This window comes from uncultured Thioclava sp. (assembly GCF_913064665.1).
Taxonomy (GTDB): Bacteria; Pseudomonadota; Alphaproteobacteria; order Rhodobacterales; family Rhodobacteraceae; genus Thioclava; species Thioclava arctica.
In genome coordinates, this window is the sequence record NZ_CAJYBT010000013.1 from 68805 (window position 1) to 90328 (window position 21524).

Genomic DNA, 21524 nt, shown 5'->3' on the forward strand with positions numbered 1-21524 from the left:
AAAACTCGAAGGGGAGAGTGACGTGAGCAAGATTGGGGATACCACCGGTGGGGGACCGGATCGCCAAGGGGATGTAAGCAAAACCGACATGGTGGAGCGGCTGGTGTTGGATGCCGGGATGCGCGCCGAACGGTTTCGATCCTGTAGGACCAAAGGCAGGGCAATCCCTGCCAACGAAACCGGGCAGTGCACGGCGCCAACGCAGGCGCTTGCCCGGGAGGAAGGTGGCGTGGAAAGCCCTATGGGGGTGAAAAACGTCCCCGCGAAAGACGCCTCCGGCTCCCCACCCGCGCCACCTTCCGCCACCAAATTTCACCAGCGCGTCGCGCCGCTGGATTACACGCGCACGCTGTCGCTGATGAAGCGCAAACTCAGGTCCAATCTGGCCTTTGTGGTGCTGATGACATGCGCCACCAATATCTTGATCCTCGCGGTGCCGATCTACCTGTTTCAGATCTCGGACCGGGTGTTCACCTCGCGCTCCATCGACACGCTGGTGATGCTCACGATCGTGATTTTGGGCGCGATCATGGTGCAGACGATACTGGATGCGCTGCGCCGGCTGGTTCTGATGCGCTCGGCCGTCGATGTGGCAGCGCGGCTGGGTGCGCCGGTTCTGTCGGCGGCGGCGCAGGCCTCGTTGCATTCCAACGGGCGCGAATATCAGGTGCTCGGCGATCTGGGCGCGCTGCGCAGCTTTCTGGTATCTGGCACGCTGCTGTCGTTTCTGGACGTGCCGTTTGCGCCGATTTTCATGGTAGTGGTGTTCCTGATCCATCCGCATCTGGGGATGATCGTGGTGGGCACGGCGGCGCTGCTGGCAGTGTTTGCCTGGGTCAACCAAAAGATCACCAGCGACGGGTTTCGCCGTGCCAATCAGGCGCAGACCCGCGCCAACCTGCATCTCGAATCCATGTCGCGCAACAGCCAGATCATCAACGCGATGGCGATGATCCCCGAGGCAGTGGCGATCTGGGGGCGCGACACCGCGCAATCGCTCAAGGCGCAGATCGAGGCGCAGGACCGCAACGTCTATACCGCCTCGCTGTCGCGGATGTTTCGTCTGTTCACCCAGATCGCAATGCTGGGCTGGGGGGCGTGGCTGTCGTTGGATGGCCAGATCACCGGCGGCATGGTGATCGCGGCCTCAATTGTGGCGGGGCGTGCGCTGGCACCGATCGAAGGCGCGATCGAGGGCTGGAACAGCTTTCTTCTGGCGCGCGGTGCCTATGACCGGGTGGCGCAGTTGCTGGCCTCGGCCAAAAGCCGCAATGACAAGCTGCGCCTGCCCAAGCCGCTAGGGCGGCTGGATGTCGAGCGGCTGCTCTATGTCCCGCAAGGCACGAAACATGTGGTGCTCAATGCGCTGACCTTCTCGCTGGCGCCGGGCGATCAACTGGCGATCATCGGCAATTCCGGCGCAGGCAAGACGACGCTGGGCAAGATGCTGGTGGGTTCAATCCTGCCGACCTCGGGGGCGGTGCGGCTGGATCTGATGGATCTGCGCAACTGGGATCCGCGCCAGCTGGGCGAAATTCTGGGCTATCTGCCCCAAGACGTGCAGCTGTTCCCCGGCACGATCAAGGCCAATATCGCGCGGATGCGGGAGGATGCCAGCGACGAGGAAATTCACCGCGCCGCCGATCTGGCCGATGTGCATGACATGATCGCAAGCCTGCCGCAGGGCTATGAGACCGTGGTGTCCAGCGATGGCTCGCCGCTGTCGGGGGGGCAGAAACAGCGCATCGGGTTGGCGCGCGCTTTCTTTGGCGATCCGAAATTCGTGGTGCTGGATGAGCCGAACTCGAACCTTGATACGCTGGGCGATGCCGCCCTTGTGCGCGCCTTGGGCCATGCGAAACGCTCTGGCATCACGACGATTGTGGTGACGCAGAAACCCTCGCTGCTGAGCGCGGTCGATAAGATCATGCTGCTGTCAGATGGCAATATCGCGCTGTTTGGCTGGCGCGCGCAGGTGCTCGCCGAGCTGGAACGGCGCAAGCGCCCGCAACAGCCCCAAGTCGCGCCACAGGGCCGCACGCCCGCATTTCAAGGAGCTCCGGCATGAACAATCGTCAGGACATATCCGATAGCGCAAGCTGGTTTGCCGAGGTGCCGCGCTCGATCCGGGGCATGGTAATCATGGGGCTGGTGGTGTTTCTCGCGGCCTTTGGCGGGTTTGGCGTCTGGGCCTTTAGCGCGCCACTTGCGGCGGCAATCATGGCGCCGGGGTCGTTCGTGGCGACCGGGCGCAACAAGATGATCCAGCACCTCGAAGGCGGGATCATCAAGGAAATCCATATCTCCGAGGGCGATTTTGTTCAAAAGGGCCAGCCGCTGATGCGACTGGATGAGACCTCGGCGCTGGCCAATGAGCGCGCACTGTTTTTGCGCCGCGCCCGGCTGGAGGCGATGGAGGCGCGCATCACCGCCGAATATGACGGCTGGCGCGAATTGCGCCTGCCCGAATGGCTACTAGAGGCGCGCGCCGATCCCGAAGTGGCGGCGATGCTGGATGCTCAGCAACTGTCGTTCAACGTCACCAAGGCCAAGGTCGAAAGCGAGTTGGACCTGCTGTCACGCAATATCGCCGCGATGGAAAGCCGCATGCGGGGCTATAGCGCGCAGCTTGAGGCCACGCGCGCCCAGCGTGGGATGTTGGCCGAAGATCATGCGAGCAAAAAACAACTGTTCGAAAACGGACTGATCCGGCGCACCGAGTTCAACGCGATCCGGCGCGCGCTGGCGGATGCTGATGGTCAGATCGGGCGGCTGGCGGCGGAAGTGTCGGAAAGCGAGGAGATGCGTGCGAAATATCAAGCGCAAACGACACAGACGATTGAAACGCACCGCCAAGCCGCGCTGGATGAGCTGGAAACCGTGCAGGCCGAACTGGACGGCGTGCGCGAACAGGAACGCAAGGCCAACTCGATCCTGAAGCGTATTGTGATCGAAAGCCCCGTGTCGGGCACGGTCGTGGCGCTGAATTATTCGGGCGCGGGCGGCGTGGTCGAGGCGGGTAAGGTGATTGCCGAAATCCTGCCCTCTGAGGCGCCGCTGATCATCGAGACGATGATCGCGCGCACCGATATCGACGCGGTGAAGATCGGCCAGACCGCCTCGGTGCGCCTGACCGCGCTGAACCAGCGCACCACCCCGATCTTGAAGGGCGAGGTCTATTACATCTCGGCGGATGCGATTGTCGAACGCTCGGCGGCAACCCCGCGCGAGGTCTATCTGGCGCGCATCCGGCTGCCGCAATCCGAATTGCGCCGGGTGCCGGGATTTGCGCCGATGCCGGGGATGCCCGTTTTGGTGATGATCGAGACCGCTTCGCGCACATTTGCGCAATATATCGCCAAGCCTGTGGCGGATTCGATGCAACGCGCCTTTCGCGAACATTAAAGCCCGCCGCAGGGTTTGACCTTACGTAAAACGCGGGGCCATATGAGTTGGTCCCGCGTTTTAAAGTTAGGTTTTTTAGATGTCGCATCGCTCCCTTTTGCCTCTCGCTATTGTCGCCAGCTTGCTGCCCGTGGGTGCGAACGCGTTTGAAATTGGAGTGGGCTATGAGGGCCTGAACAATCCGCGCACCCCGATTGAGGGCTTGGCGCGGGTCTATTTCGGGCGCGATCTGGGGCGCGGCATCAGCTTTGGTCAGTCGATCTATGCCGGGGCCAAGGGCGATGGCGGGGGCGCGTTTTTCTGGGGCATTGAGGGCATCAAACGCTTTGCGCTGAGTGAGCGCATTTCGCTGAACACCGCGTTGTTTCTGGGCGGAGGCGGTGGCGCGGCGGTTGTCGTGGGCGATGGTTTCATGACCCGCGCCGGGATTGGCTTTGGCTATGCGCTGAGCGAGCGTGTCGATGCCGAACTGGGCGCGAGCTATATCAAAATCGCGGGTGCAGACATTGAAAACACGGCCCTGACGGCGGGGCTGACCTGGCATATCGGCGCAGGCGAAGATCAGCGCGCGCTGACGGGATCACCGCTGTCGATGCCGCTGCGCTCGGTTTCGATCCGGGGGTCGTATGCGGATATGGGCGGCAGTCGTGACCGCACCGGCGCACCGCAGACGAATTTGAAACTGGCGGGCGCTGAGGCGAGTTTTCTGCTGGGCGGGCGCAATGAGTTGGTGCTGTCGGGTGATGGCGCGGCGAGTGGCGGCGAAGGCTATATGCAAATCTTTGGCGGACTGCGCCACCGCATCGCGCTGGGCAATCGCGCCTCGGTTTACGGGCAAGCCGCGCTTGGCTTTGGCGGCGGTGGTCAGGTCGATACCGGGGGCGGCGTTTTGCTGGATGCAGGGCTGGGCGTCAGCGTGGCGCTGCTGCCTTGGGCCGATCTAGACCTGTCGGTCGGTAAAACCCTTGCGCCCGATGGCGATATGAACGCCACGGTGGCACGCATCGGTTTGACGCGGGTGTTCCGGCGCAGTGTCGAGGCCGGACCGGTCAGCGCACAGCCGCAACACTGGGCCTATACGCTGGGGATTTCGATGCAAGATCCCAATACCGCGTTTCGCAAAGCCGGGGCGACGGCGACGGGCAAGCCTGTGATGCAGGAAAGCTCGATTGATCTGTTCCTCAATGACAAGCTTTATGTCACCGGCAATGCGCAGACCGCTTTGGGCGGCGATGTTGCGGGCTACGCGATCGGGCTGCTGGGTCTTGGCTGGCGTCAGCCGATCGCGGATCGCTGGGCGATTTCGCTTGAAGGGCGCGTAGGCGCGGCGGGCGGTGGCGGCGTTGATGTGGCCGGCGGCGTGATCGGATCTGTGGCGATAGAGGCCGATTATGCGCTCAATGATACGATGAGCCTGTCGGTCGGACTGGGCAAGATCAAGGCACTGAAAGGCGGCGGCATGGCCCCCACCACGCTGACTGCGGGGCTAAAATTTCCCTTTACAACGCATTGAGCGACGGCCCCATCGGGCCAGTTTTTGCCTTGAAAATCAGCGGCGGCGCTATTCCTGACAAAAATAATCGTCATATTTTCGTGAAAAATACCAGAGTTGAATTGTCAGAGATCAAATCGCGCGCTATCTCCTGATTGTAAGGATCGAGAGATTGAGTCGTATCCGCCATGGAGTTGATCGCATGATGGCCAGCCCTGAAAAAATCGAAGCCGCCGTGGCGTTGCCCCTTGGCGAATGTCGCCGTGGCTTTCGCGGCACGCTGGTTTCCGTCTCGCCCGTTGCGACCCAAGGTGGGTTTGACCCCGAAGAACTCGAACGCCGCCTGCTGGAGCTTGGTTTTATCGAGGGTGCCTCGGTTCACATCCTGCACGAAGGCCCGTTCGGGCGTGACCCGATTGCCGTGCGTGTGAATGACACCACGGTTGCGCTGCGCCGACATGAGGCGATGGCGATCCTCGCGGAATGAGTTCGGCGTCCGCCATATCCCAGCCCCAAGCCATCCTGCCAGACCCCGACGCGCAACGCTTTGAGGCCGCGCTGGTGGGTGCGCCCAATTGCGGCAAGACGGCGCTGTTCAACGCGATGACGGGGGCCACCCAGAAGGTTGGCAACTATTCCGGCGTCACGGTCGAGCGCAAAATCGGCATTGCCACCACGGCGGCGGGGCGGCGGTTTTCCGTGATCGACCTGCCCGGCACGCATAGCTTGCGCGCGCGCTCTCCGGATGAAGAAGTCACCCGCGACGTGTTGCTGGGGCAGCGCAAGGGCGAGCGTGTGCCCGACATGATCCTTGCGGTGGCCGATGCCACGAACCTGCGCGGCGCGCTGCGTCTGGTGGGCGAGCTGAAAAAGGTCGGACTGCCGATTGTTCTGATCCTGAACATGATCGATATCGCGCGCCATCGTGGCTTGCAGATCGACCATGAGGCGCTGTCGGATGATCTGGGCATTCCCGTTGTCACCGCAACCGCTGTGCGCCGTGGCGGGCTGGATGCGCTGTGGGCCTGCGTCGATCCGATGCTGGAAGCGGGCGTCGAACCTGCCAAGGAAAGCACATGGCAAGCGCCCAGTTCGCATGATCTGCGCGTCGCGATGCGTGAGGCAGAACGGCTGGTCAACGCCCATGTCATCCGCCCGCCCGAACCCGATACCGTCTCGGCCAAGATCGACCGGGTGGTGCTCAATCCGATTGCCGGGCCGCTGATCTTGCTGGCGATCCTGTTCACGATGTTTCAAGCGGTGTTTAGCTGGGCCACGCCGTTTATGGATGCGATTGACGCTGCTTTTACCGGGCTGGGCGTGCTGGTCAGTGATCTGTTGCCCGAGGGGCTGATCCAGAGTTTCCTCGTGGATGGGGTGATTGCCGGGATCGGGTCGATCCTCATTTTCCTACCCCAGATCCTGTTCACTTTCTTCTTCATCCTGCTGCTTGAAGATTTCGGCTACATGGCGCGCGCGGCGTTCCTGATGGACCGGATCATGGGCAAGGCGGGGCTGAACGGGCGCGCGTTTATCCCGCTGCTGTCCAGCTTTGCCTGCGCGATCCCCGGCATCATGGCGGCGCGCGTGATCGACAATAAACGCGACCGGCTAACGACGATTTTGGTCGCGCCGCTGATGACCTGCTCGGCGCGTATCCCGGTTTACACGCTGATCATCGCCGCCTTCATTCCGCCCATCAAGGTCGCGGGGCTGAGCCTGCAAGGCCTGGTGATGTTCGGGCTGTATGCGGCGGGGGTGCTCAGCGTGTTGGTCGTGGCTTTTGTCGCGCGCTACCTGTTCTCGCGCGAAGAGCGCAACGCGCCGCTGATGCTGGACCTGCCCGATTACAAACTGCCCCGCCCTCGCAATATCTTTCTGGGCCTTTACCAACGCGCGCGGGTGTTTTTGCGCCGCGCGGGCACGGTCATCTTCTGGGCGATGGTGATCATCTGGGTGCTGTCGACCTTCCCGATGGCCCCCGAGGGCGCGACGGGCCCCGCGATCAACTATTCCTTTGCGGCGATGATCGGCAAGTTCATTGCTCCGGCGTTGGCACCGCTGGGCTTTAACTGGCAGATCGCGGTGGCGCTGGTGCCGGGCATGGCCGCGCGCGAGGTTGCTGTGGCGGGTCTGGCGACGGTTTATGCGGTGTCGGGCGATGGCGGGCTGATCCACACGCTGGCCGGGCAATGGAGCCTTGGCACCGCGCTGTCGCTGCTCGCGTGGTATATCTTTGCGCCGCAATGCATCTCGACGCTGGCGGTGATCCGGCGCGAGGCAGGCGCGGCGAAATGGATGTGGGTGGCGCTGATCTATATGTTCGCGCTGGCCTATCTCGCCTCGCTGGTGACCTATCAGATCGCGGCATCCTTGGGCGCGGGTTAAGCGTCGATTCGCGATCCGCGCGCGACGTATTTGCGGCGCGATACGCACCAAACCGCTCTCTTTTAACTCACAACCCATCACATACCTGTGCTTCGCGCGTCAGGTGTCTGGCCACTTCAGAGCCTTGCGGGCTGCGCGATGCGCTAAGTGGGACTGGGATTTTGCGTCAAATTCAGCCCCGCGCAGCAATCACGCGCGCCTTGCACATGCTGAAACCCGTTACAGAACTGTCAAGAACCGACCCTAGCGAAGGGGTTAAGCCATGCCCGAACGTTCGGCGTGGTGGTGAACCAATCACCTGGGATCAAGACAAGGACCGTATCATGATCACCCTTCGTATTCTCGCCCGTGGCGCTGCCCTCGCCGGAGCGACCCTCGCATATGCTGCCGTCGCACAGGCCGCTGACCTGTCGGGCGCTGGCGCGACCTTCCCCTACCCGATCTACTCGGACTGGGCGAAAACCTATCAGGCAAAAACCGGCACCGGCCTGAACTATCAGGCAATCGGCTCGGGCGGCGGGATCAAGCAGATCGAAGCGCGCACCGTGACCTTTGGCGCGTCCGACAAGCCGCTGGGCGGGGATGAGCTGGCCAAGAATACGCTGGTGCAATTTCCTACCGTAATGGGCGGGATCGTTCCGGTCGTGCATCTCGATGGCGTCAAGCCCGGCGAGATGGTTCTGGACGGTGCCACGCTGGCCGCGATCTATGAGGGCAAGATCACCAAGTGGAACGACCCCGCGATTGCCAAGCTGAACCCGCAGGTCAAGCTGCCCGATGCCGCGATTGCCGTGGTGCATCGCTCGGACGGTTCGGGTACCACGTTCAACTTCACCTATTATCTGGCCGCTGTTGACGCGGGCTGGAAGAGCGACATTGGCGTCTCGACGGCAGTGGAATGGCCCGTGGGTCTTGGGGCCAAGGGCAACCAAGGCGTCGCTGCGAATGTCGATCAGACCGCCAATTCGATCGGCTATGTCGAATATGCCTACGCGCTGCAAAACAAGATGACCTACACCGATATGATCAACAAAGACGGCAAGCGCGTGGCCCCGAAATCGGACGCCTTCGCCGCTGCTGCCGCGAATGCGGATTGGTCGAGCCAGCCGGGCTTTGGTGTGATCTTGGCAAACCAGCCGGGTGCGAACACGTGGCCGATGACGGCAGCGACCTTTATCTTGATGCATTCCGATGCCAAAGATCCGGCTGCTTCAGCGGAAGCGCTCAAGTTCTTTGACTGGGCCTATGCCAATGGCGGCACGGCGGCTGCCAAGCTCGACTACATCCCGATGCCCGACAATGTGGTCGCGCAGATCAAAAAAGAATGGGCTCAGATCAAGGGCAAAGACGGCGCTGCCGTCTGGGCAATGAACAACTGATCTGTCCCTAAGAGATGTGGGGAGGGCTGCCATTGGTAGCCCTCCCCTTGCCTATTTTCGCGGAGACTAAAATGGCCATCACGCAAGAGTTCAGCGGCAGGGCACGCGCAAACCCGGCGGCGCGCGCGGACCGGATTTTCTTTGCCCTGACACTGGGCGCGGCGCTGATCGTGTTGGCGGTCTTGCTGGGGGTGTTTGTCTCGCTGAGCTGGGGCGCTTGGCCTGCCTTTCAGGAATTCGGGCTGCGGTTTCTGATCACCGAAAAATGGAACCCCGTGACTGACAAATTCGGCGCGCTCGCACCGCTTTACGGCACGGTTGTTACCTCGGTGATCGCGATGGTGATTGCGGTGCCCGTTGGGCTGGGGATCGCGATTTTCTTGACCGAGACCTGCCCGCGCGTGCTGCGCCGCCCCTTGGGCATCGCGATTGAGCTGCTCGCGGGGATTCCCTCGATCATCTACGGGATCTGGGGGATGTTCGTCTTTGCGCCGTTCATGCAATCGGTGGTGCAGCCCGCCTTGATCGACACGCTGGGGCATGTGCCCGGTATCGGTATGCTGTTTTCGGGCGCGCCCTACGGGATCGGGATGCTGACGGCGGGGCTGATCTTGGCAATGATGGTGCTGCCCTTCATCGCCTCGCTGGCGCGCGACATCTTTCTGACGGTGCCCGATATGCTGCGCGAAAGCGCCTATGGGCTGGGCATGACCCGCTGGGAGGTCAACCGCCATATCGTCATCCCGCATGTGCGCACGGCGCTTGTGGGGGGCGTGATGCTGGCGCTGGGGCGGGCCTTGGGCGAGACGATGGCAGTGACCTTTGTGATTGGCAACGCGCATCGCATTTCGGGCTCGATCCTTGCGCCGGGGACGACGATTTCCGCCGCCATCGCCAATGAGTTCACCGAGGCCACGACGCCGCTTTATACCGCCTCGCTGATCGCGCTGGGGCTGGTGTTGTTCATCCTCACCTTCATCGTTCTGGCCTGCGCGCAATGGATGTTGCGGCGGATGAAACGCAAAGCGGGGGTGTGAGATGTCTGTTCGAATGACCCGGCGCAAACTGACCAATGCGCTGATGATGAGCCTGAGCACCGCCGCCGCCGGGCTGGGTCTGCTGGTGCTGGCGCTGATCTTGTTTCATCTTGTGGTGAAGGGGGCGGGCGCGCTGAATTTGGCGGTGTTCACCCAAGACACCCCCGCGCCCAATGCGGTGGGGGGACTGCGCAACGCGATTGTCGGCTCGTTGATCATGAGCGCGATGGCCGTGCTGATCGGCACCCCGATTGGCATTCTCGCGGGCACCTATATGGCCGAATACGGGCGGTTTTCGCGCCTCTCCACGGTGATCCGCTTTGTGAATGACATCTTGCTCTCGGCCCCCTCGATCATCGTCGGGCTGTTTGTCTATCAGGTACTGGTGGCCACGCTGGGCCATTTCTCGGCGCTGGCGGGGGCGGTGGCGCTCGCGATCCTGGTGATCCCGACCGTCGTGCGCACGACCGAGGATATGCTGCGCCTTGTGCCCGATCAGCTGCGCGAGGCGGGGCTGGCAATGGGTGCGCCGCGCTGGATCGTGATCCGCCAGATCGCCTATAAAGCGGCGCGTGCGGGTATGGTGACAGGGGTGCTACTGGCGATTGCGCGGATCTCGGGCGAGACTGCGCCGCTACTGTTCACGGCGCTCAGCAACAACTTCTTTAGCCTCAATCTGAGCGCGCCGATGGCCTCGCTGCCGATCACCATCTTTCAGTTCGCGCTGAGCCCCTATGACAACTGGCAGGCGCTGGCTTGGGCCGGGGCGCTGCTGATTACGGTGGCGGTGCTGGCGCTGTCGATCTTGGCCCGCCTTGTTACCTCGCAAAAGGACAAATCCTGATGGATACGTTGACCCGAGACCGCAATCCGCTGACGTTTCAAGGCATCGACCCGGCGCCGAAATCGCGCATCTCGATCCGCAATCTGGAGTTTTTCTACGGCGCGACCCGCGCACTCAAAGGGATTGATCTGGAACTGCCCGAAAATCAGGTTACGGCCTTTATCGGGCCCTCGGGTTGCGGGAAATCCACGCTATTGCGGGTGCTCAACCGGATGTATGATCTGTATCCCGGACAGCGCGCTACGGGCGAGGTTTTGCTGGATGGCGAGAACATTCTGGCCAAGGGCACCGATCTGAACCGGCTGCGCGCCAAGGTCGGGATGGTGTTTCAAAAACCCACGCCCTTCCCGATGACAATCCATGAAAATATCGCGTTCGGGCTGCGCTTGATGGGGGTCGCGAAAACCGAAATGGAGGGGCGGATCGAGGCCGCCTTGCGCGGCGCGGCGCTGTGGGAAGAGGTCAAGGACAAGCTGGGCAGTTCGGGGCAGTCGCTTTCGGGCGGGCAGCAGCAACGGCTGTGCATCGCACGCACCATTGCCGTCGAGCCCGAGGTGATCTTGCTCGATGAACCTGCTTCGGCGCTGGACCCGATCTCGACGGGCAAGATCGAAGAGACGATCCATCAGCTCAAGGCGCGTTTCACCATCGCCATCGTTACCCATAACATGCAGCAGGCCAGCCGCGTCAGCGACCGCACGGCATTCATGTATCTGGGCGACCTGATTGAGGCGGGCGAAACCGCACAAATCTTTACCCGGCCCCAGCATGAGCGCACCTCGGATTATATCACCGGGCGCTTTGGCTGACGGCTTGCGCCGCAACATTTCTCAACGGATGGTGAGAGACAGAGACGTTTTACCACCTTGAGTTTTCGGGGCCGATCCAGATTATGCCGCGACATAATCACAACCGAAAGATCGCCCATGTCGCATCGCCGCCTTGCTGCTCTCACGGCCCTGATCGTGCTGTTTATCCCGCAAATCGCCGCGGCCCATATCACCAGCACCGGCTCGGGCGGGTTTACCGCAGGCTTTGAGCATCCGCTAAGCGGCTATGACCATTTTCTCGCGATGTTCGCGGTGGGTCTTTGGGGTGCGCAGATGGGTGGACGGCGTGTCTGGTCGCTGCCCGTCACGTTCCCGATGATCATGGTGATCGGGGGCATCGTTGGCATTTTGGGCCTGCCCGTTCCCGGCATCGAAATTGGCATCGCGCTGTCGATTGTCGTTCTGGGTTTGGCGATTGCCGCCGCGTGGACGCCTGCGGAATGGGTGTCGCTGGCGATTATCGCGGTGTTTGGGTTCTATCACGGCTATGCCCATGGCGCAGAGCTTCCGATGGCCGCCGACCCGGCCGATTACGCGATCGGTTTCGTGCTGGCGACGGGGTGCATCCACGTGATCGGCGTGGGGGTTGGACTTGCGCTCAACCCGGTCTGGAAAGGGCGGCTGTCGCAGCTTTTGGGGGCATTCATCGCCTTTGTAGGCTGTGGCTTCCTCGTGCTGGCCTTTGGCTATATGAAGGGGCAATTGGGCTTTCTCGATGGGGGGCTGAGCCTCTTTGGTAGCTGATAGAACATTGTCCTTCGCAGGTCGGATTTCGTGGTTGCGCCATCTGTGGGTGCTGGCCGGGTTGGGCACGCTGATCGCGCTGGCACTGCTGCCAGTGGCGCAGCGCGGCGAGGTTGGCGCATGGCTGATCCGCGACGCGCTGGCCGTCGAGCGGCTGTTTCCCCTGTTCGGCTTTGGCATCGCGCTGGCACTGGTGCCCAAGCGCTCTGCCCAGATCGCCTGCGTGCTTTGGGGGATCGGGCTGGCGACAGGGTTTGCGTTGCGCATCGAGATGATGGCCGCGCTGCAACAGATCCCCGGTGCGATCACCCATCACTTTCTAACCATGCCGATTTCCGCCATCGCAATCGGGGCGACCTTGGCATTGGGGCGGACGCCGCGCCCGGTGTTGATCCTGCCTGCCGCGCTGATTTTGGGCGCGATGTATGCGCTGGCCACGAAATTGTCCGACCCCAGCTATGGCGGCACGCCTTGGGTCAGCCTCGCGGGGGTGGCGCTTGGCGTCTGGCTGATCGGGGCGGTCGCGCTGAGCCTGCGCTCATGGCGCGCGGACTGGTTTGAGATCGCGGGTCGCATCATTGGCAGTTGGCTTGTGGCGATCGGCATTCTGTATGGCGGCGTGGCGTTGATGGGCAACAAGCTCAAACCCAAGAACGTCCCGCCACAAAACGCCGCCTCGGAAAACGCCCCTGCCGCGCAATCTGCCGTGCCCGAAGCCGATGCCTTCCCCTCTTTCGGGGCCCCGCCCCCTGCCGCCCCGCCGGGCGAGAAAAAGCCAGAGTTCCAACCATGATCCGCCCCCTCGCACTGGCCCTGCTTTGCACCGTGATCCCGCTGGCCGCGACCGCCCATCCCGAGGATGAGTTGCTGGTGCGTCTGCTGGTGGGCATGGACAAGGGAAAGATCACCCATATCGGCGAAAGCTGGACTTTCGACCCCTCGGTCTCGGATTGGTTACTGCAGACCTATGACGCGAATGGCGATGGTAAATTTGACGGCGATGAGTTGAACGCGGTGCACGAGGCGACCAAGCAAAACACCGAAGGGTCATATTACTACACCCGGATCTGGAAGGGCGAGACGCAACTGCCTGACCCCCAGATTTACGGCTTTCAGGCGACGGTGAAGGATGGCGTGGTGACGCTGGCCTTCGCGCTTGGCTTGGCCACGCCCGAAGACCCCAACGCCCTGCGCATCGAGATGTATGACCCCGAGAACCTGACCGGACTGGTGCCCGTAAAATCCGACCCGGTGGTCATTCGCGGGCTGGCTGAGGGACAAACCTGCGTACCCAACATCGCAATAAACAAGCCCGACGTACATGGCGGGCCAGACGATATTCCGATTGCCTTGACGCTGGCCTGTAGCGAGTAGCATGGGTGGGGGCGCCCCCCCCGGCGGCGAATGGCGACAATCATCGGTCAGGCAGGGGGCGCTGCCCCCCAGCGCGTTCCGCGCCTCCCCCCGGGATATTTTTATCAAGAGGAAGAGGGCAGTTTCGGTGCCGGGCGCGGATCGGCCAGTGGCGTGTCAGACAGCACGATCGGGGTGCGAATGCCTGCGATGCCATTGGCCTCGATACGCATCTGGCGCGCTTGCACTTGCGGGTTGGCAAAGACTTGATCGAGCGTATTGATCGGGCCTGCGGGCACGGTCGCGGTCTCAAGCGCGGCGAGCAGATTATCGCGCGGCCATGTCGCAAGCTCGGGCAGCAGGATGGCGCGCAGGGCGGCGCGATTGGCGACGCGGGCCTCGTTTGTGGCGAAGTCCGGCTGGTTTGCCAGATTGAGACCGAGCACCGCGCAGAGCCTTGCGAACTGCCCGTCATTGCCGACCGCCAAGATCAAGTCGCCATCGGCGGCGCTAATCACCTCGTAAGGCGCGATATTGGGATGGGCATTGCCTAGCCGATGCGGCGCGCTGCCAGTGGCGAGGTAGTTCATGCCCTGATTGGCCAGTACACCGACCGCACAGTCGAGCAGTGCCATATCGACCAACTGCCCCCGCCCGGTGCGGATGCGCGCGGCCAGTGCCGCCTGAATGCCGATCACCGCGTAAAGCCCGGTGAAGATGTCAGCGAAAGCCACGCCGACCTTTTGCGGCTCACCTTGCGGATCGCCGGTGAGGTCCATCCAGCCCGCCATGCCTTGGATCAAAAAGTCATAGCCCGCGCGGCTGGCATAGGGCCCGTCCTGGCCAAAACCGGTGATCGAGCAATAGACAAGGCGCGGGTTGAGTGCACTGAGGCTATCGTAATCAAGGCCGTATTTCTTGAGGCCGCCAAGCTTGAAATTCTCGATCACGACATCAGCGTCGGCCACCAGATCGCGCACGATTTTCTGGCCCTCTGGCGTGCGAAAATCGGCGATGACGGAGTGCTTGCCGCGATTGGTGGCGTGGAAATAGGCGGCCGAGCGACCCTCGGGACCGTCCCCCTCGCGCGAGATGAAGGGCGGGCCCCAGCGGCGGGTATCATCACCCTCGGGGGCCTCGACCTTGATCACCTCGGCGCCGAGATCAGCCAGCACCTGGCCAGCCCAAGGACCGGCCAGAATGCGCGCCAATTCGACGACTTTCACACCCTCAAGCGGTGCGCTCATGCGAAGGCCTGCAAGCCCGTCTGCGCACGCCCCAAGATCAGCGCATGCACGTCATGGGTGCCCTCATAGGTGTTGACCGTTTCAAGGTTCACCATATGGCGGATCACCTGAAATTCGCCCGAAATCCCGTTGCCGCCATGCATGTCGCGCGATAGCCGCGCCACGTCCAGCGCCTTGCCGCAATTGTTGCGCTTGATCAGCGAGATCATCTCGGGGGCGGCATTGGCCTGATCCATAAGGCGGCCGGTTTGCAGCGCGGCTTGCAGACCCAAGGTGATCTCAGTCTGCATATCGGCGAGCTTCTTTTGGAACAGTTGGGTTTGCGCCAGCGGACGGTTGAACTGTTTACGCTCTAGGCCGTAATTGCGCGCCGCGTGCCAGCAGAACTCTGCCGCGCCCATCACGCCCCAAGCGATGCCGTAGCGCGCGCGGTTCAGGCAGCCAAACGGCCCGTTGAGGCCCTGCACATGGGGCAGCAAAGCGTCTTCGCCGACCTCGACGCCCTGCATCACGATCTCGCCGGTGATGCTTGCACGCAAGGACAGTTTGTTACCGATTTTCGGCGCGGACAGGCCCTTCATGCCTTTTTCCAGAATGAAGCCGCGGATCTTGCCGCCATGGGCCTCGGACTTCGCCCAGATCACGAACACATCGGCGATCGGGGCATTGCTGATCCACATCTTGTTGCCGGTGATGCGATAGCCGGTGGCGGTTTTTTCCGCCCGTGTGACCATGCCGCCGGGATCGGACCCGGCATCGGGTTCGGTCAGCCCAAAGCAGCCTATATATTCGCCGCTGGAAAGCTTGGGCAGGTATTTGCGGCGCTGTTCCTCGCTGCCATAGGCGTAGATCGGATACATCACGAGGCTGGATTGCACCGACATCATCGAGCGATAGCCGCTATCGACGCGCTCGACCTCGCGCGCGATCAGACCGTAGGACACATAGCCCGCGCCAAGCCCGCCATATTCCTCGGGGATGGTCGCGCCCAACAGGCCCATCGCGCCCATTTCAGTGAAGATCGCGGGGTCGGTCTGCTCGCGCTCATAGGCCTCGATGACGCGCGGTTGCAATTTGTCCTGAGCATAGGCGCGCGCGGCGTCGCGCAGCATCCGCTCATCCTCGGTCAGTTGATCGTCAAGGCGCAGCGGGTCGTCCCAGCTGAATTGCCCCAGATCGGGGGCGTCTTTGGCTTTGATTACGGGTCTGTCGGTCATGCTATCCTCGCGGCCTGTCTGTCTTGGGTTGGGCGCAATCTTAGGCATGTAGCGCGCACAGGCAAACGATTTTAATTTTGAAGATGATGAGTTATTCGCATAAAGTCACCCCTTGCCCGATGAAGGGAGTCGCGATGCGCAAAGCCTATATTCCGACCGTGAGCGAGTTGCAGGCCTTCACCGCTTGCGCGCGTCATGGCACGACGACCCGCGCCGCCCAAGAGCTGAACCTGACGCAAAGCGCGATTTCGCGTTCGCTGGGATCATTGGAGGAACGACTGGGCGTAGCGCTGTTCAACCGGGTGCGCAAACGTCTGGTCCTTTCGCCCGCAGGACAAGCGTTTCTGGAGCGCGCCGAGGGAGTTTTAGCGAGCCTTGATAGCGCCGCGATGGGGGTGATGGCCTTTGGCGGCGCGGATGCGATTTTGCGTATCGCGGTGCTGCCCTCGTTCGCGCGCAGTTGGCTGATTGCACGACTGGCCCGGTTTGAGCGCATCGCGCCGCAGATCAGCCTTGATGTCACCGCCCGGCTGCATCCGGTGGATTTTCAAAGTGACCCGTTCGATCTGGCGATTATGCGCACACAGCATGAAGGGCCGGGAACGCGTGTTGTGGAACTGCTGCGTGAGACGCTGGTGGCGGTCTGTGCGCCGGGGCGGCTTGAGGGCGGCTCGCGCCTGGACGATGCCGCGCTGCTGAGCCATCCGCTGTTACAGCAATCGACGCGCCCGACGCTCTGGCTTGATTGGTTTCGCGACAGCGGTAGCGACCCGCGCCACATCCTGCGCGGCGCGCGGTTTGACCATTTCGACATGATTATGGATGCGGCGGGGGCCGGAATGGGGATTGGCCTTGTGCCCGAGATCATCGCCACCCCGGCGCTGGAGCAGGGGCGGCTGGTTCTGGCCTCAAGCCGACGGTTCGAGACGGGCGAGACCTATTCGCTGATCCTGCCCGAGCGCACGATGGGCAGCGCTCCGGTAGCGGCGTTCCAAGACTGGCTGATCGCCGAACTGGGCGCGCGTTAAAGGCCCATCGCGCTCAGGCGATGCCACGCGATCCGCTCGACCTGCGCGCAGGCTTCGGCCAGTTCCCTATTACGGTTATGGGCCAAGCGGCGATGAAACGCGTGCAGGATTGACGCCTTGGTGTTGTCTTTCACCGCGATGATGAAAGGAAAGCCGAATTTCTTGGTATATTGTGTGTTCAGCGCCTCGAAGGTGGCGCGCTCGGCGTCGCTGAGCGCATCCAGCCCGGCACTGGCCTGCTCGTTCGTGCTTTCCGCCGTCAGCCGCTTCGCCTGTGCCAGCTTGCCCGCCAGATCGGGATGCGCGGTCAGAACGCCCAGCCGTTCATCGGCGCTGGCGCTGCGAAACATCCGCGCAAGGGCCGAGGCCATGCCCTCAAGACAATCATGCGCGGGGCCGAGTTGCAGATCGAAGGCGCGCTCGGCGATCCAAGCAGAATGTTCGTAAACCCCGCCAAAGACCTCAATAAAACGTGCGCGCGACATCTGGCTGGGGCGCTCGCACCGGACCGGGGGATGTGTGGCCGCCCAATGCGCCGCGATCTCGCCGCGCGTGGCAAACCACACGCCCTCATGCCCGCGCGCGTATTCGAGAAAGCGTTTCAGCCCGGCAACCTTGCCCGGCCGCCCGATCAGACGATTGTGCAGCCCGACCGAGAACATCTTGGGCGCGCCTGCCAGCCCTTCGGCGTAAAGCGTATCAAAACTGTCCTTGAGATAGGTGAAAAACTGCTCGCCCTCGATATAGCCCGGCGCAGTGGCAAAGCGCATGTCATTGGCCTCAAGCGTGTAGGGGATCACCAGTTGATCGCGTTCCCCGGCCTCGACCCAATAGGGCAGATCATCGTCGTAAGTGTCTGAAATCCAGTCGAAACCGCCCTCTTCCGCCGTCAGGCGCACGGTATTGACGCTGCAACGGCCCGTGTACCAGCCGCGCGGGCGCTCGCCCACGACTTCGGTGTGCAGGCGGATCGCCTCGGCAATCTGGGCGCGTTCTTCAGCTTCGGGCATGTCCTTGTGCTCAACCCATTTCAGGCCATGGCTGGCGATCTCCCAGCCCGCCTCTTTCATCGCGGCGACCTGTTCGGGGGCCCGCGCGAGGGCTGTCGCCACGCCGTAAATCGTCAGCGGCAGGTTCAGCCCGGTAAACAACCGATGCAGCCGCCAGAACCCGGCCCGCGCGCCATAGTCATAGATCGATTCCATGTTCCAATGGCGTTGACCGGGCCATTGTGCAGCGCCCGCGATATCGGACAGGAACGCCTCGGACGCGGCATCGCCATGGAGCACGCAATTCTCGCCGCCCTCCTCGAAGTTCAGCACCATCGAGATCGCCACACGCGCCCCGCCGGGCCATCGCGGATCGGGGGTGGTGCGGCCGTAGCCGCGCAAGTCGCGGGGGTAGCGGGTCATCAGGGGGCGCTCCGTCATGTTCTTTAACCGCCTTAGAAGAAAGTAAATCGCGCCAAAGGGAAAGCCCCCATCCGCGCAACTCCGCGTGCTGCAGGGCGATGGACAGGGTATCAGAAAATTGGCTATGGTCCGTGGGTGTCATCGCGAAAATTCATCGGAGAGTGCCCGCAAATGGCCGCTGCTTATCGACCTATCGCGTGGCCGCGCCTATGCGGGAATGACGCGGCGATCAAAGCGCAGATATCGCCGCTTGAGTATGCCCACAAGCGGTGCACATACGCGCGCGCCTTTGCCCCGCCACTTTCGAGCCGACAACCGATATGACCCTTGAAGATGCCCTTTTGCCCGCAAGCGCACAGGCGCAGGGCGTGCAGGTTTTGCCATTTGGGCAAGATGGCCTTCTGGTGCGGTTCGCGCTAAGCGCAGAGCCATGGGCAAGCACGGCGGCACAAGCGTTTTATGATCATGCCAGCGCCGCCGCCCTGCCCTTCTTGCGCGAATTGCTGCCCAGTTTGACCTCGGTTCTGTTTCGGTTTGACGACACGAAAATCTCCCGCGCAGACTGCGCCCGCCAGATCAGCTCCCTTCTGTCAGAACGCGATTGGCAGTCGGAAACACCGCGCCCGGCGACCCGAGTTTGGCGCATCCCCGCCGCGTTTGGCGGCGAGAATGGCCCCGATCTTGAGGCGGCCGCCAAGCTTGCAGGTCTGCGCCCCGACGCCGCGATCGAGATGATTTGCGCCACGCCGCTGCGCGTGCTCGCCATCGGGTTTGCACCCGGTCAGCCCTATCTTGGCCTGCTGCCCGAGGCGTGGAATTTGGCGCGCAGGCAAACCCTCAACCCACAGGTTCCCAAAGGCGCTATCGCAGTTGCGGTGCGCCAGTTGGTGCTGTTCTCCAATGCCTCGCCCACCGGTTGGCGCCAAATTGCGCGCACCGCTTTTGCGCCGTTTCGCCCTGATGCAGAGCCAGCCGTGCCATTGCGCGCCGGCGATGCGCTACAGCTTGTGCCGGCCTCTGGCGATCAGTTGCGGGCACTGTTGGAGAGTGGCGACCCCGCAGGCGGCGCGATTTGTGAGAGCCGCGCATGACGGCGCAGATCATCATTCACAAGGCAGGACCAGGGCTGAGCGTGCAGGATCTGGGCCGCGTCGGGCAGACCCATCTGGGGCTGTCTCGTGGCGGTGCGGCGGATCGTCTTGCCCTTTATGAGGCCGCCGCGCTGCTGGGGCATTCTGCCCCGATTGCGGCTTTGGAAATGCCAATTTTCGGAGGTGTGTTTGAGGTGAGCGTGCCCAGTCGGTTCGCGTTGACGGGGGCACCGATGCGCGCTCAGATCGGCACGCGCGCCCTTGCTTGGAACGCAAGCCACCACCTGCAGCCCGGCGATATCCTGACCATTGGCGCGGCCACCGCCGGGGTGTTTGGCTATCTCACCTTTGCCGCCGGGCTAGAGGTGGCACCTCGGCTTGGCAGTCGCTCAACCCATCTGACGGCGGGTCTGGGAAACGCCCTTCAGGCCGGCACGCGCCTTGCGCTTGGCACCGATACCTCACGAGATCACACGGATATGGTGCTGCGCAGCGACACCCGGTTTCAGGGCGGCTCACTGCGCTATATCTATGGCCCGCAAACGGGGCTGTTTGATGCGCAAACCGTTGCGCGCTTTGATCACACGACTTTCACGCGCGCGCCTTCGGGCAATCGTCAGGGCGTGTTGCTCCAATCCGATACGGCGCCATTTCCCGCGCAGGCCCCCGCCGGGCTGGCCTCGGATTTTATCCAAGAGGGCGATATTCAGATGACGGGCGACGGGCACCCTTTCGTGCTGCTCAGCGAATGCCAGACGATTGGCGGCTATCCCCGCATCGGCACCGTTCTGGCCTGCGACATCCCCCGCATCGCACAGGCCCCCGTGGGCGCGTCGGTGCAATTTGTCCATGTCACATTGGCCGAGGCCGACCGCATTGCCGTCAGCCAAAAGACCCTGCTGCAAGACCTGCGCCGCCAAATCAGACCGTTGATCCGCGATCCGCGCACGATCCCTGATTTGCTGGGCTATCAACTCATTAGCGGCGTCAGTGCCGGGCGCGAACCAGAGGAGTGAGCGATGCTCAAAGTTGATCTCAACTCAGACATTGGCGAGGGCTTTGGCCCTTGGGCGACGGGCGATGACGCTGGGCTGATGGAGGTTATCTCTTCGGCCAATATCGCTTGTGGGTTTCATGCGGGCGATCCCGATGTGATGGCGACGACGATGGATTTGGCACAGCGCAAGGGTGTGGCACTTGGCGCGCATCCGGGGTTTCCCGATTTGCAGGGCTTCGGGCGGCGGCGGATGGGGCTGTCACCGGGCGCGATCCGCAACTTGATCACCTATCAACTGGGGGCCGCACAAGCGATGGCGCGGGCTGCGGGCGGGTCCTTGCGCCATTTCAAGCTGCACGGAGCGCTGTCAAACATGGCGAGTGAGGACGCCGCGCTGGCGCGCACCTGCTTTGAGGCGGCGCTGCGCGTGCAGTCCGATCTGGTGATCATGGTGCAACCGCTCACCGCCATGGATCAGGCGGTGCGCGATCTGGGCTGCGCCTGGGCGGGCGAGATTTATGCCGATCGCAGCTATAACGACGATGCGACGCTCTGCGCACGCTCTGCCCCCGGTGCGGTTTTACACGACCCCACAGAGATCGCCACGCGGATGCTGGAGATGCTGCGCGCGGGCGCGATCATTGCACGATCTGGCAAGCAGATTCGTTGCCGGATCGACACGATCTGCGTGCATGGCGACACAGCGGGCGCGCTTGGCGTGGCGCGCAAGTTGCGCCAAAGCCTTGAGGCCGCCGACGTTGCCATCGCCCCGTTTTGACCCGCCAAGCGTGCCAAGCTGTCCGGGTCTGATGGCGCGCAAGCCCCCTAACCCTTTGTAAAAAGGGGCCGCAGTGCAGTTCGCATCCCGCAGCCCAAGAAAATTTGCGCCCGCCCTCATCGGTGTCAAAAAAACTTCAAACTTTCTACTGTGAAGCCATTGCGCTTCCCCGCGTGGTGGCCTATCTAGCCCCCATTGGCGCGGGATGGAGCAGCCCGGTAGCTCGTCAGGCTCATAACCTGAAGGTCGTAGGTTCAAATCCTACTCCCGCAACCAATAAAA

General features: G+C 62.5%; 19 protein-coding genes and 1 tRNA gene. 17 read left to right on the forward strand and 3 right to left on the reverse strand.

The genetic code is table 11. The features are described from left to right. The first annotated feature begins 22 nt into the window (after window positions 1–22). The 12 genes from QZ571_RS07675 to QZ571_RS07730 all read left to right on the forward strand — a co-directional run bounded on the left by QZ571_RS07675 (window position 23) and on the right by QZ571_RS07730 (window position 13493). A complete protein-coding gene (locus QZ571_RS07675) occupies window positions 23–2068 on the forward strand; it encodes a type I secretion system permease/ATPase (protein WP_295533132.1) in 2046 nt (681 codons plus the stop codon). Then, complete coding sequence (locus QZ571_RS07680) at window positions 2065–3405, forward strand: HlyD family type I secretion periplasmic adaptor subunit (protein WP_295533133.1); 1341 nt, start codon at window positions 2065–2067, stop codon at window positions 3403–3405. Before QZ571_RS07675 ends, QZ571_RS07680 begins: the two co-directional genes overlap by 4 nt. Window positions 3406–3484: 79 nt before the next feature. Then, window positions 3485–4918 (forward strand): hypothetical protein, encoded by a 1434-nt coding sequence (locus tag QZ571_RS07685; protein WP_295533135.1) that lies wholly within the window; start codon window positions 3485–3487, stop codon window positions 4916–4918. A 181-nt stretch (window positions 4919–5099) separates the two neighbouring features. Next, on the forward strand, window positions 5100–5384 hold the full coding sequence (locus QZ571_RS07690) for a FeoA domain-containing protein (protein WP_295533137.1): 285 nt from the start codon (window positions 5100–5102) through the stop codon (window positions 5382–5384). Further along, window positions 5381–7285: a ferrous iron transporter B gene (locus tag QZ571_RS07695; RefSeq protein ID WP_295533141.1), complete on the forward strand. Its 1905-nt coding sequence runs from the start codon at window positions 5381–5383 to the stop codon at window positions 7283–7285. Before QZ571_RS07690 ends, QZ571_RS07695 begins: the two co-directional genes overlap by 4 nt. Before the next feature lie 323 nt (window positions 7286–7608). Next, window positions 7609–8664: a phosphate ABC transporter substrate-binding protein PstS gene (pstS, locus tag QZ571_RS07700; protein ID WP_295533144.1), complete on the forward strand. Its 1056-nt coding sequence runs from the start codon at window positions 7609–7611 to the stop codon at window positions 8662–8664. A 71-nt stretch (window positions 8665–8735) separates the two neighbouring features. Further along, on the forward strand, window positions 8736–9701 hold the full coding sequence (gene pstC, locus QZ571_RS07705) for a phosphate ABC transporter permease subunit PstC (RefSeq protein WP_295533146.1): 966 nt from the start codon (window positions 8736–8738) through the stop codon (window positions 9699–9701). A gap of 1 nt (window position 9702) precedes the next feature. Continuing rightward, window positions 9703–10545 (forward strand): phosphate ABC transporter permease PstA, encoded by an 843-nt coding sequence (gene pstA / locus QZ571_RS07710; protein ID WP_295533148.1) that lies wholly within the window; start codon window positions 9703–9705, stop codon window positions 10543–10545. Further along, window positions 10545–11354: a phosphate ABC transporter ATP-binding protein PstB gene (gene pstB, locus QZ571_RS07715; protein ID WP_295533150.1), complete on the forward strand. Its 810-nt coding sequence runs from the start codon at window positions 10545–10547 to the stop codon at window positions 11352–11354. The genes pstA and pstB overlap by 1 nt, the downstream gene beginning before the upstream one ends. Window positions 11355–11471: 117 nt before the next feature. Further along, window positions 11472–12119, forward strand: a complete 648-nt coding sequence (locus QZ571_RS07720; protein WP_295533152.1) for a HupE/UreJ family protein — start codon at window positions 11472–11474, stop codon at window positions 12117–12119. After that, complete coding sequence (locus QZ571_RS07725; protein WP_295533154.1) at window positions 12109–12912, forward strand: hypothetical protein; 804 nt, start codon at window positions 12109–12111, stop codon at window positions 12910–12912. Before QZ571_RS07720 ends, QZ571_RS07725 begins: the two co-directional genes overlap by 11 nt. Further along, a complete protein-coding gene (locus QZ571_RS07730) occupies window positions 12909–13493 on the forward strand; it encodes a DUF1007 family protein (protein ID WP_295533156.1) in 585 nt (194 codons plus the stop codon). Before QZ571_RS07725 ends, QZ571_RS07730 begins: the two co-directional genes overlap by 4 nt. Before the next feature lie 104 nt (window positions 13494–13597). On the opposite strand, the gene QZ571_RS07735 is transcribed toward QZ571_RS07730, so the two are convergent. Both QZ571_RS07735 and QZ571_RS07740 read right to left on the reverse strand, forming a co-directional pair. Beyond that, window positions 13598–14719: a CaiB/BaiF CoA-transferase family protein gene (locus tag QZ571_RS07735; protein ID WP_295533160.1), complete on the reverse strand. Its 1122-nt coding sequence runs from the start codon at window positions 14717–14719 to the stop codon at window positions 13598–13600. Further along, window positions 14716–15936, reverse strand: a complete 1221-nt coding sequence (locus tag QZ571_RS07740; RefSeq protein WP_295533163.1) for an acyl-CoA dehydrogenase — start codon at window positions 15934–15936, stop codon at window positions 14716–14718. Before QZ571_RS07740 ends, QZ571_RS07735 begins: the two co-directional genes overlap by 4 nt. 134 nt (window positions 15937–16070) lie before the next feature. Here QZ571_RS07740 and QZ571_RS07745 point away from each other — a divergent pair, with 134 nt between their 5' ends. Further along, entirely contained in the window at window positions 16071–16964 is an 894-nt protein-coding gene (locus QZ571_RS07745; protein WP_295533166.1) for a LysR substrate-binding domain-containing protein, read from the forward strand. Here QZ571_RS07745 and puuE read toward each other — a convergent pair. Next, complete coding sequence (gene puuE / locus QZ571_RS07750; RefSeq protein ID WP_295533168.1) at window positions 16961–18376, reverse strand: allantoinase PuuE; 1416 nt, start codon at window positions 18374–18376, stop codon at window positions 16961–16963. The genes QZ571_RS07745 and puuE overlap by 4 nt on opposite strands. A 320-nt stretch (window positions 18377–18696) precedes the next feature. Here puuE and QZ571_RS07755 point away from each other — a divergent pair, with 320 nt between their 5' ends. From QZ571_RS07755 to QZ571_RS07770, 4 genes are all read left to right on the forward strand, one after another. Next, window positions 18697–19467 carry a carboxyltransferase domain-containing protein gene (locus QZ571_RS07755; protein WP_295533170.1) on the forward strand — a complete coding sequence of 257 codons (771 nt, stop codon included), beginning with the start codon at window positions 18697–18699 and terminating at the stop codon, window positions 19465–19467. Further along, on the forward strand, window positions 19464–20483 hold the full coding sequence (locus QZ571_RS07760) for a biotin-dependent carboxyltransferase family protein (protein WP_295533172.1): 1020 nt from the start codon (window positions 19464–19466) through the stop codon (window positions 20481–20483). Before QZ571_RS07755 ends, QZ571_RS07760 begins: the two co-directional genes overlap by 4 nt. Window positions 20484–20486: 3 nt before the next feature. Next, on the forward strand, window positions 20487–21242 hold the full coding sequence (locus QZ571_RS07765; protein ID WP_295533174.1) for a 5-oxoprolinase subunit PxpA: 756 nt from the start codon (window positions 20487–20489) through the stop codon (window positions 21240–21242). Window positions 21243–21441: 199 nt separating this feature from the next. Next, window positions 21442–21518, forward strand: a tRNA-Met gene (locus QZ571_RS07770). Window positions 21519–21524 lie beyond the last annotated feature (6 nt).

Coding starts and splice junctions, on each gene's coding strand:
- QZ571_RS07740 (WP_295533163.1), bottom strand. CDS start 15,936: ATGACCGACAGACCCGTAATCAAAGCCAAAGACGCCCCCGATCTGGGG.
- QZ571_RS07745 (WP_295533166.1), top strand. CDS start 16,071: ATGCGCAAAGCCTATATTCCGACCGTGAGCGAGTTGCAGGCCTTCACC.
- pstB (WP_295533150.1), top strand. CDS start 10,545: ATGGATACGTTGACCCGAGACCGCAATCCGCTGACGTTTCAAGGCATC.
- QZ571_RS07720 (WP_295533152.1), top strand. CDS start 11,472: ATGTCGCATCGCCGCCTTGCTGCTCTCACGGCCCTGATCGTGCTGTTT.
- QZ571_RS07730 (WP_295533156.1), top strand. CDS start 12,909: ATGATCCGCCCCCTCGCACTGGCCCTGCTTTGCACCGTGATCCCGCTG.
- pstA (WP_295533148.1), top strand. CDS start 9,703: ATGTCTGTTCGAATGACCCGGCGCAAACTGACCAATGCGCTGATGATG.
- QZ571_RS07765 (WP_295533174.1), top strand. CDS start 20,487: ATGCTCAAAGTTGATCTCAACTCAGACATTGGCGAGGGCTTTGGCCCT.
- QZ571_RS07760 (WP_295533172.1), top strand. CDS start 19,464: ATGACGGCGCAGATCATCATTCACAAGGCAGGACCAGGGCTGAGCGTG.
- pstS (WP_295533144.1), top strand. CDS start 7,609: ATGATCACCCTTCGTATTCTCGCCCGTGGCGCTGCCCTCGCCGGAGCG.
- puuE (WP_295533168.1), bottom strand. CDS start 18,376: ATGACCCGCTACCCCCGCGACTTGCGCGGCTACGGCCGCACCACCCCC.
- QZ571_RS07695 (WP_295533141.1), top strand. CDS start 5,381: ATGAGTTCGGCGTCCGCCATATCCCAGCCCCAAGCCATCCTGCCAGAC.
- QZ571_RS07685 (WP_295533135.1), top strand. CDS start 3,485: ATGTCGCATCGCTCCCTTTTGCCTCTCGCTATTGTCGCCAGCTTGCTG.
- QZ571_RS07680 (WP_295533133.1), top strand. CDS start 2,065: ATGAACAATCGTCAGGACATATCCGATAGCGCAAGCTGGTTTGCCGAG.
- QZ571_RS07755 (WP_295533170.1), top strand. CDS start 18,697: ATGACCCTTGAAGATGCCCTTTTGCCCGCAAGCGCACAGGCGCAGGGC.
- QZ571_RS07735 (WP_295533160.1), bottom strand. CDS start 14,719: ATGAGCGCACCGCTTGAGGGTGTGAAAGTCGTCGAATTGGCGCGCATT.
- QZ571_RS07690 (WP_295533137.1), top strand. CDS start 5,100: ATGATGGCCAGCCCTGAAAAAATCGAAGCCGCCGTGGCGTTGCCCCTT.
- pstC (WP_295533146.1), top strand. CDS start 8,736: ATGGCCATCACGCAAGAGTTCAGCGGCAGGGCACGCGCAAACCCGGCG.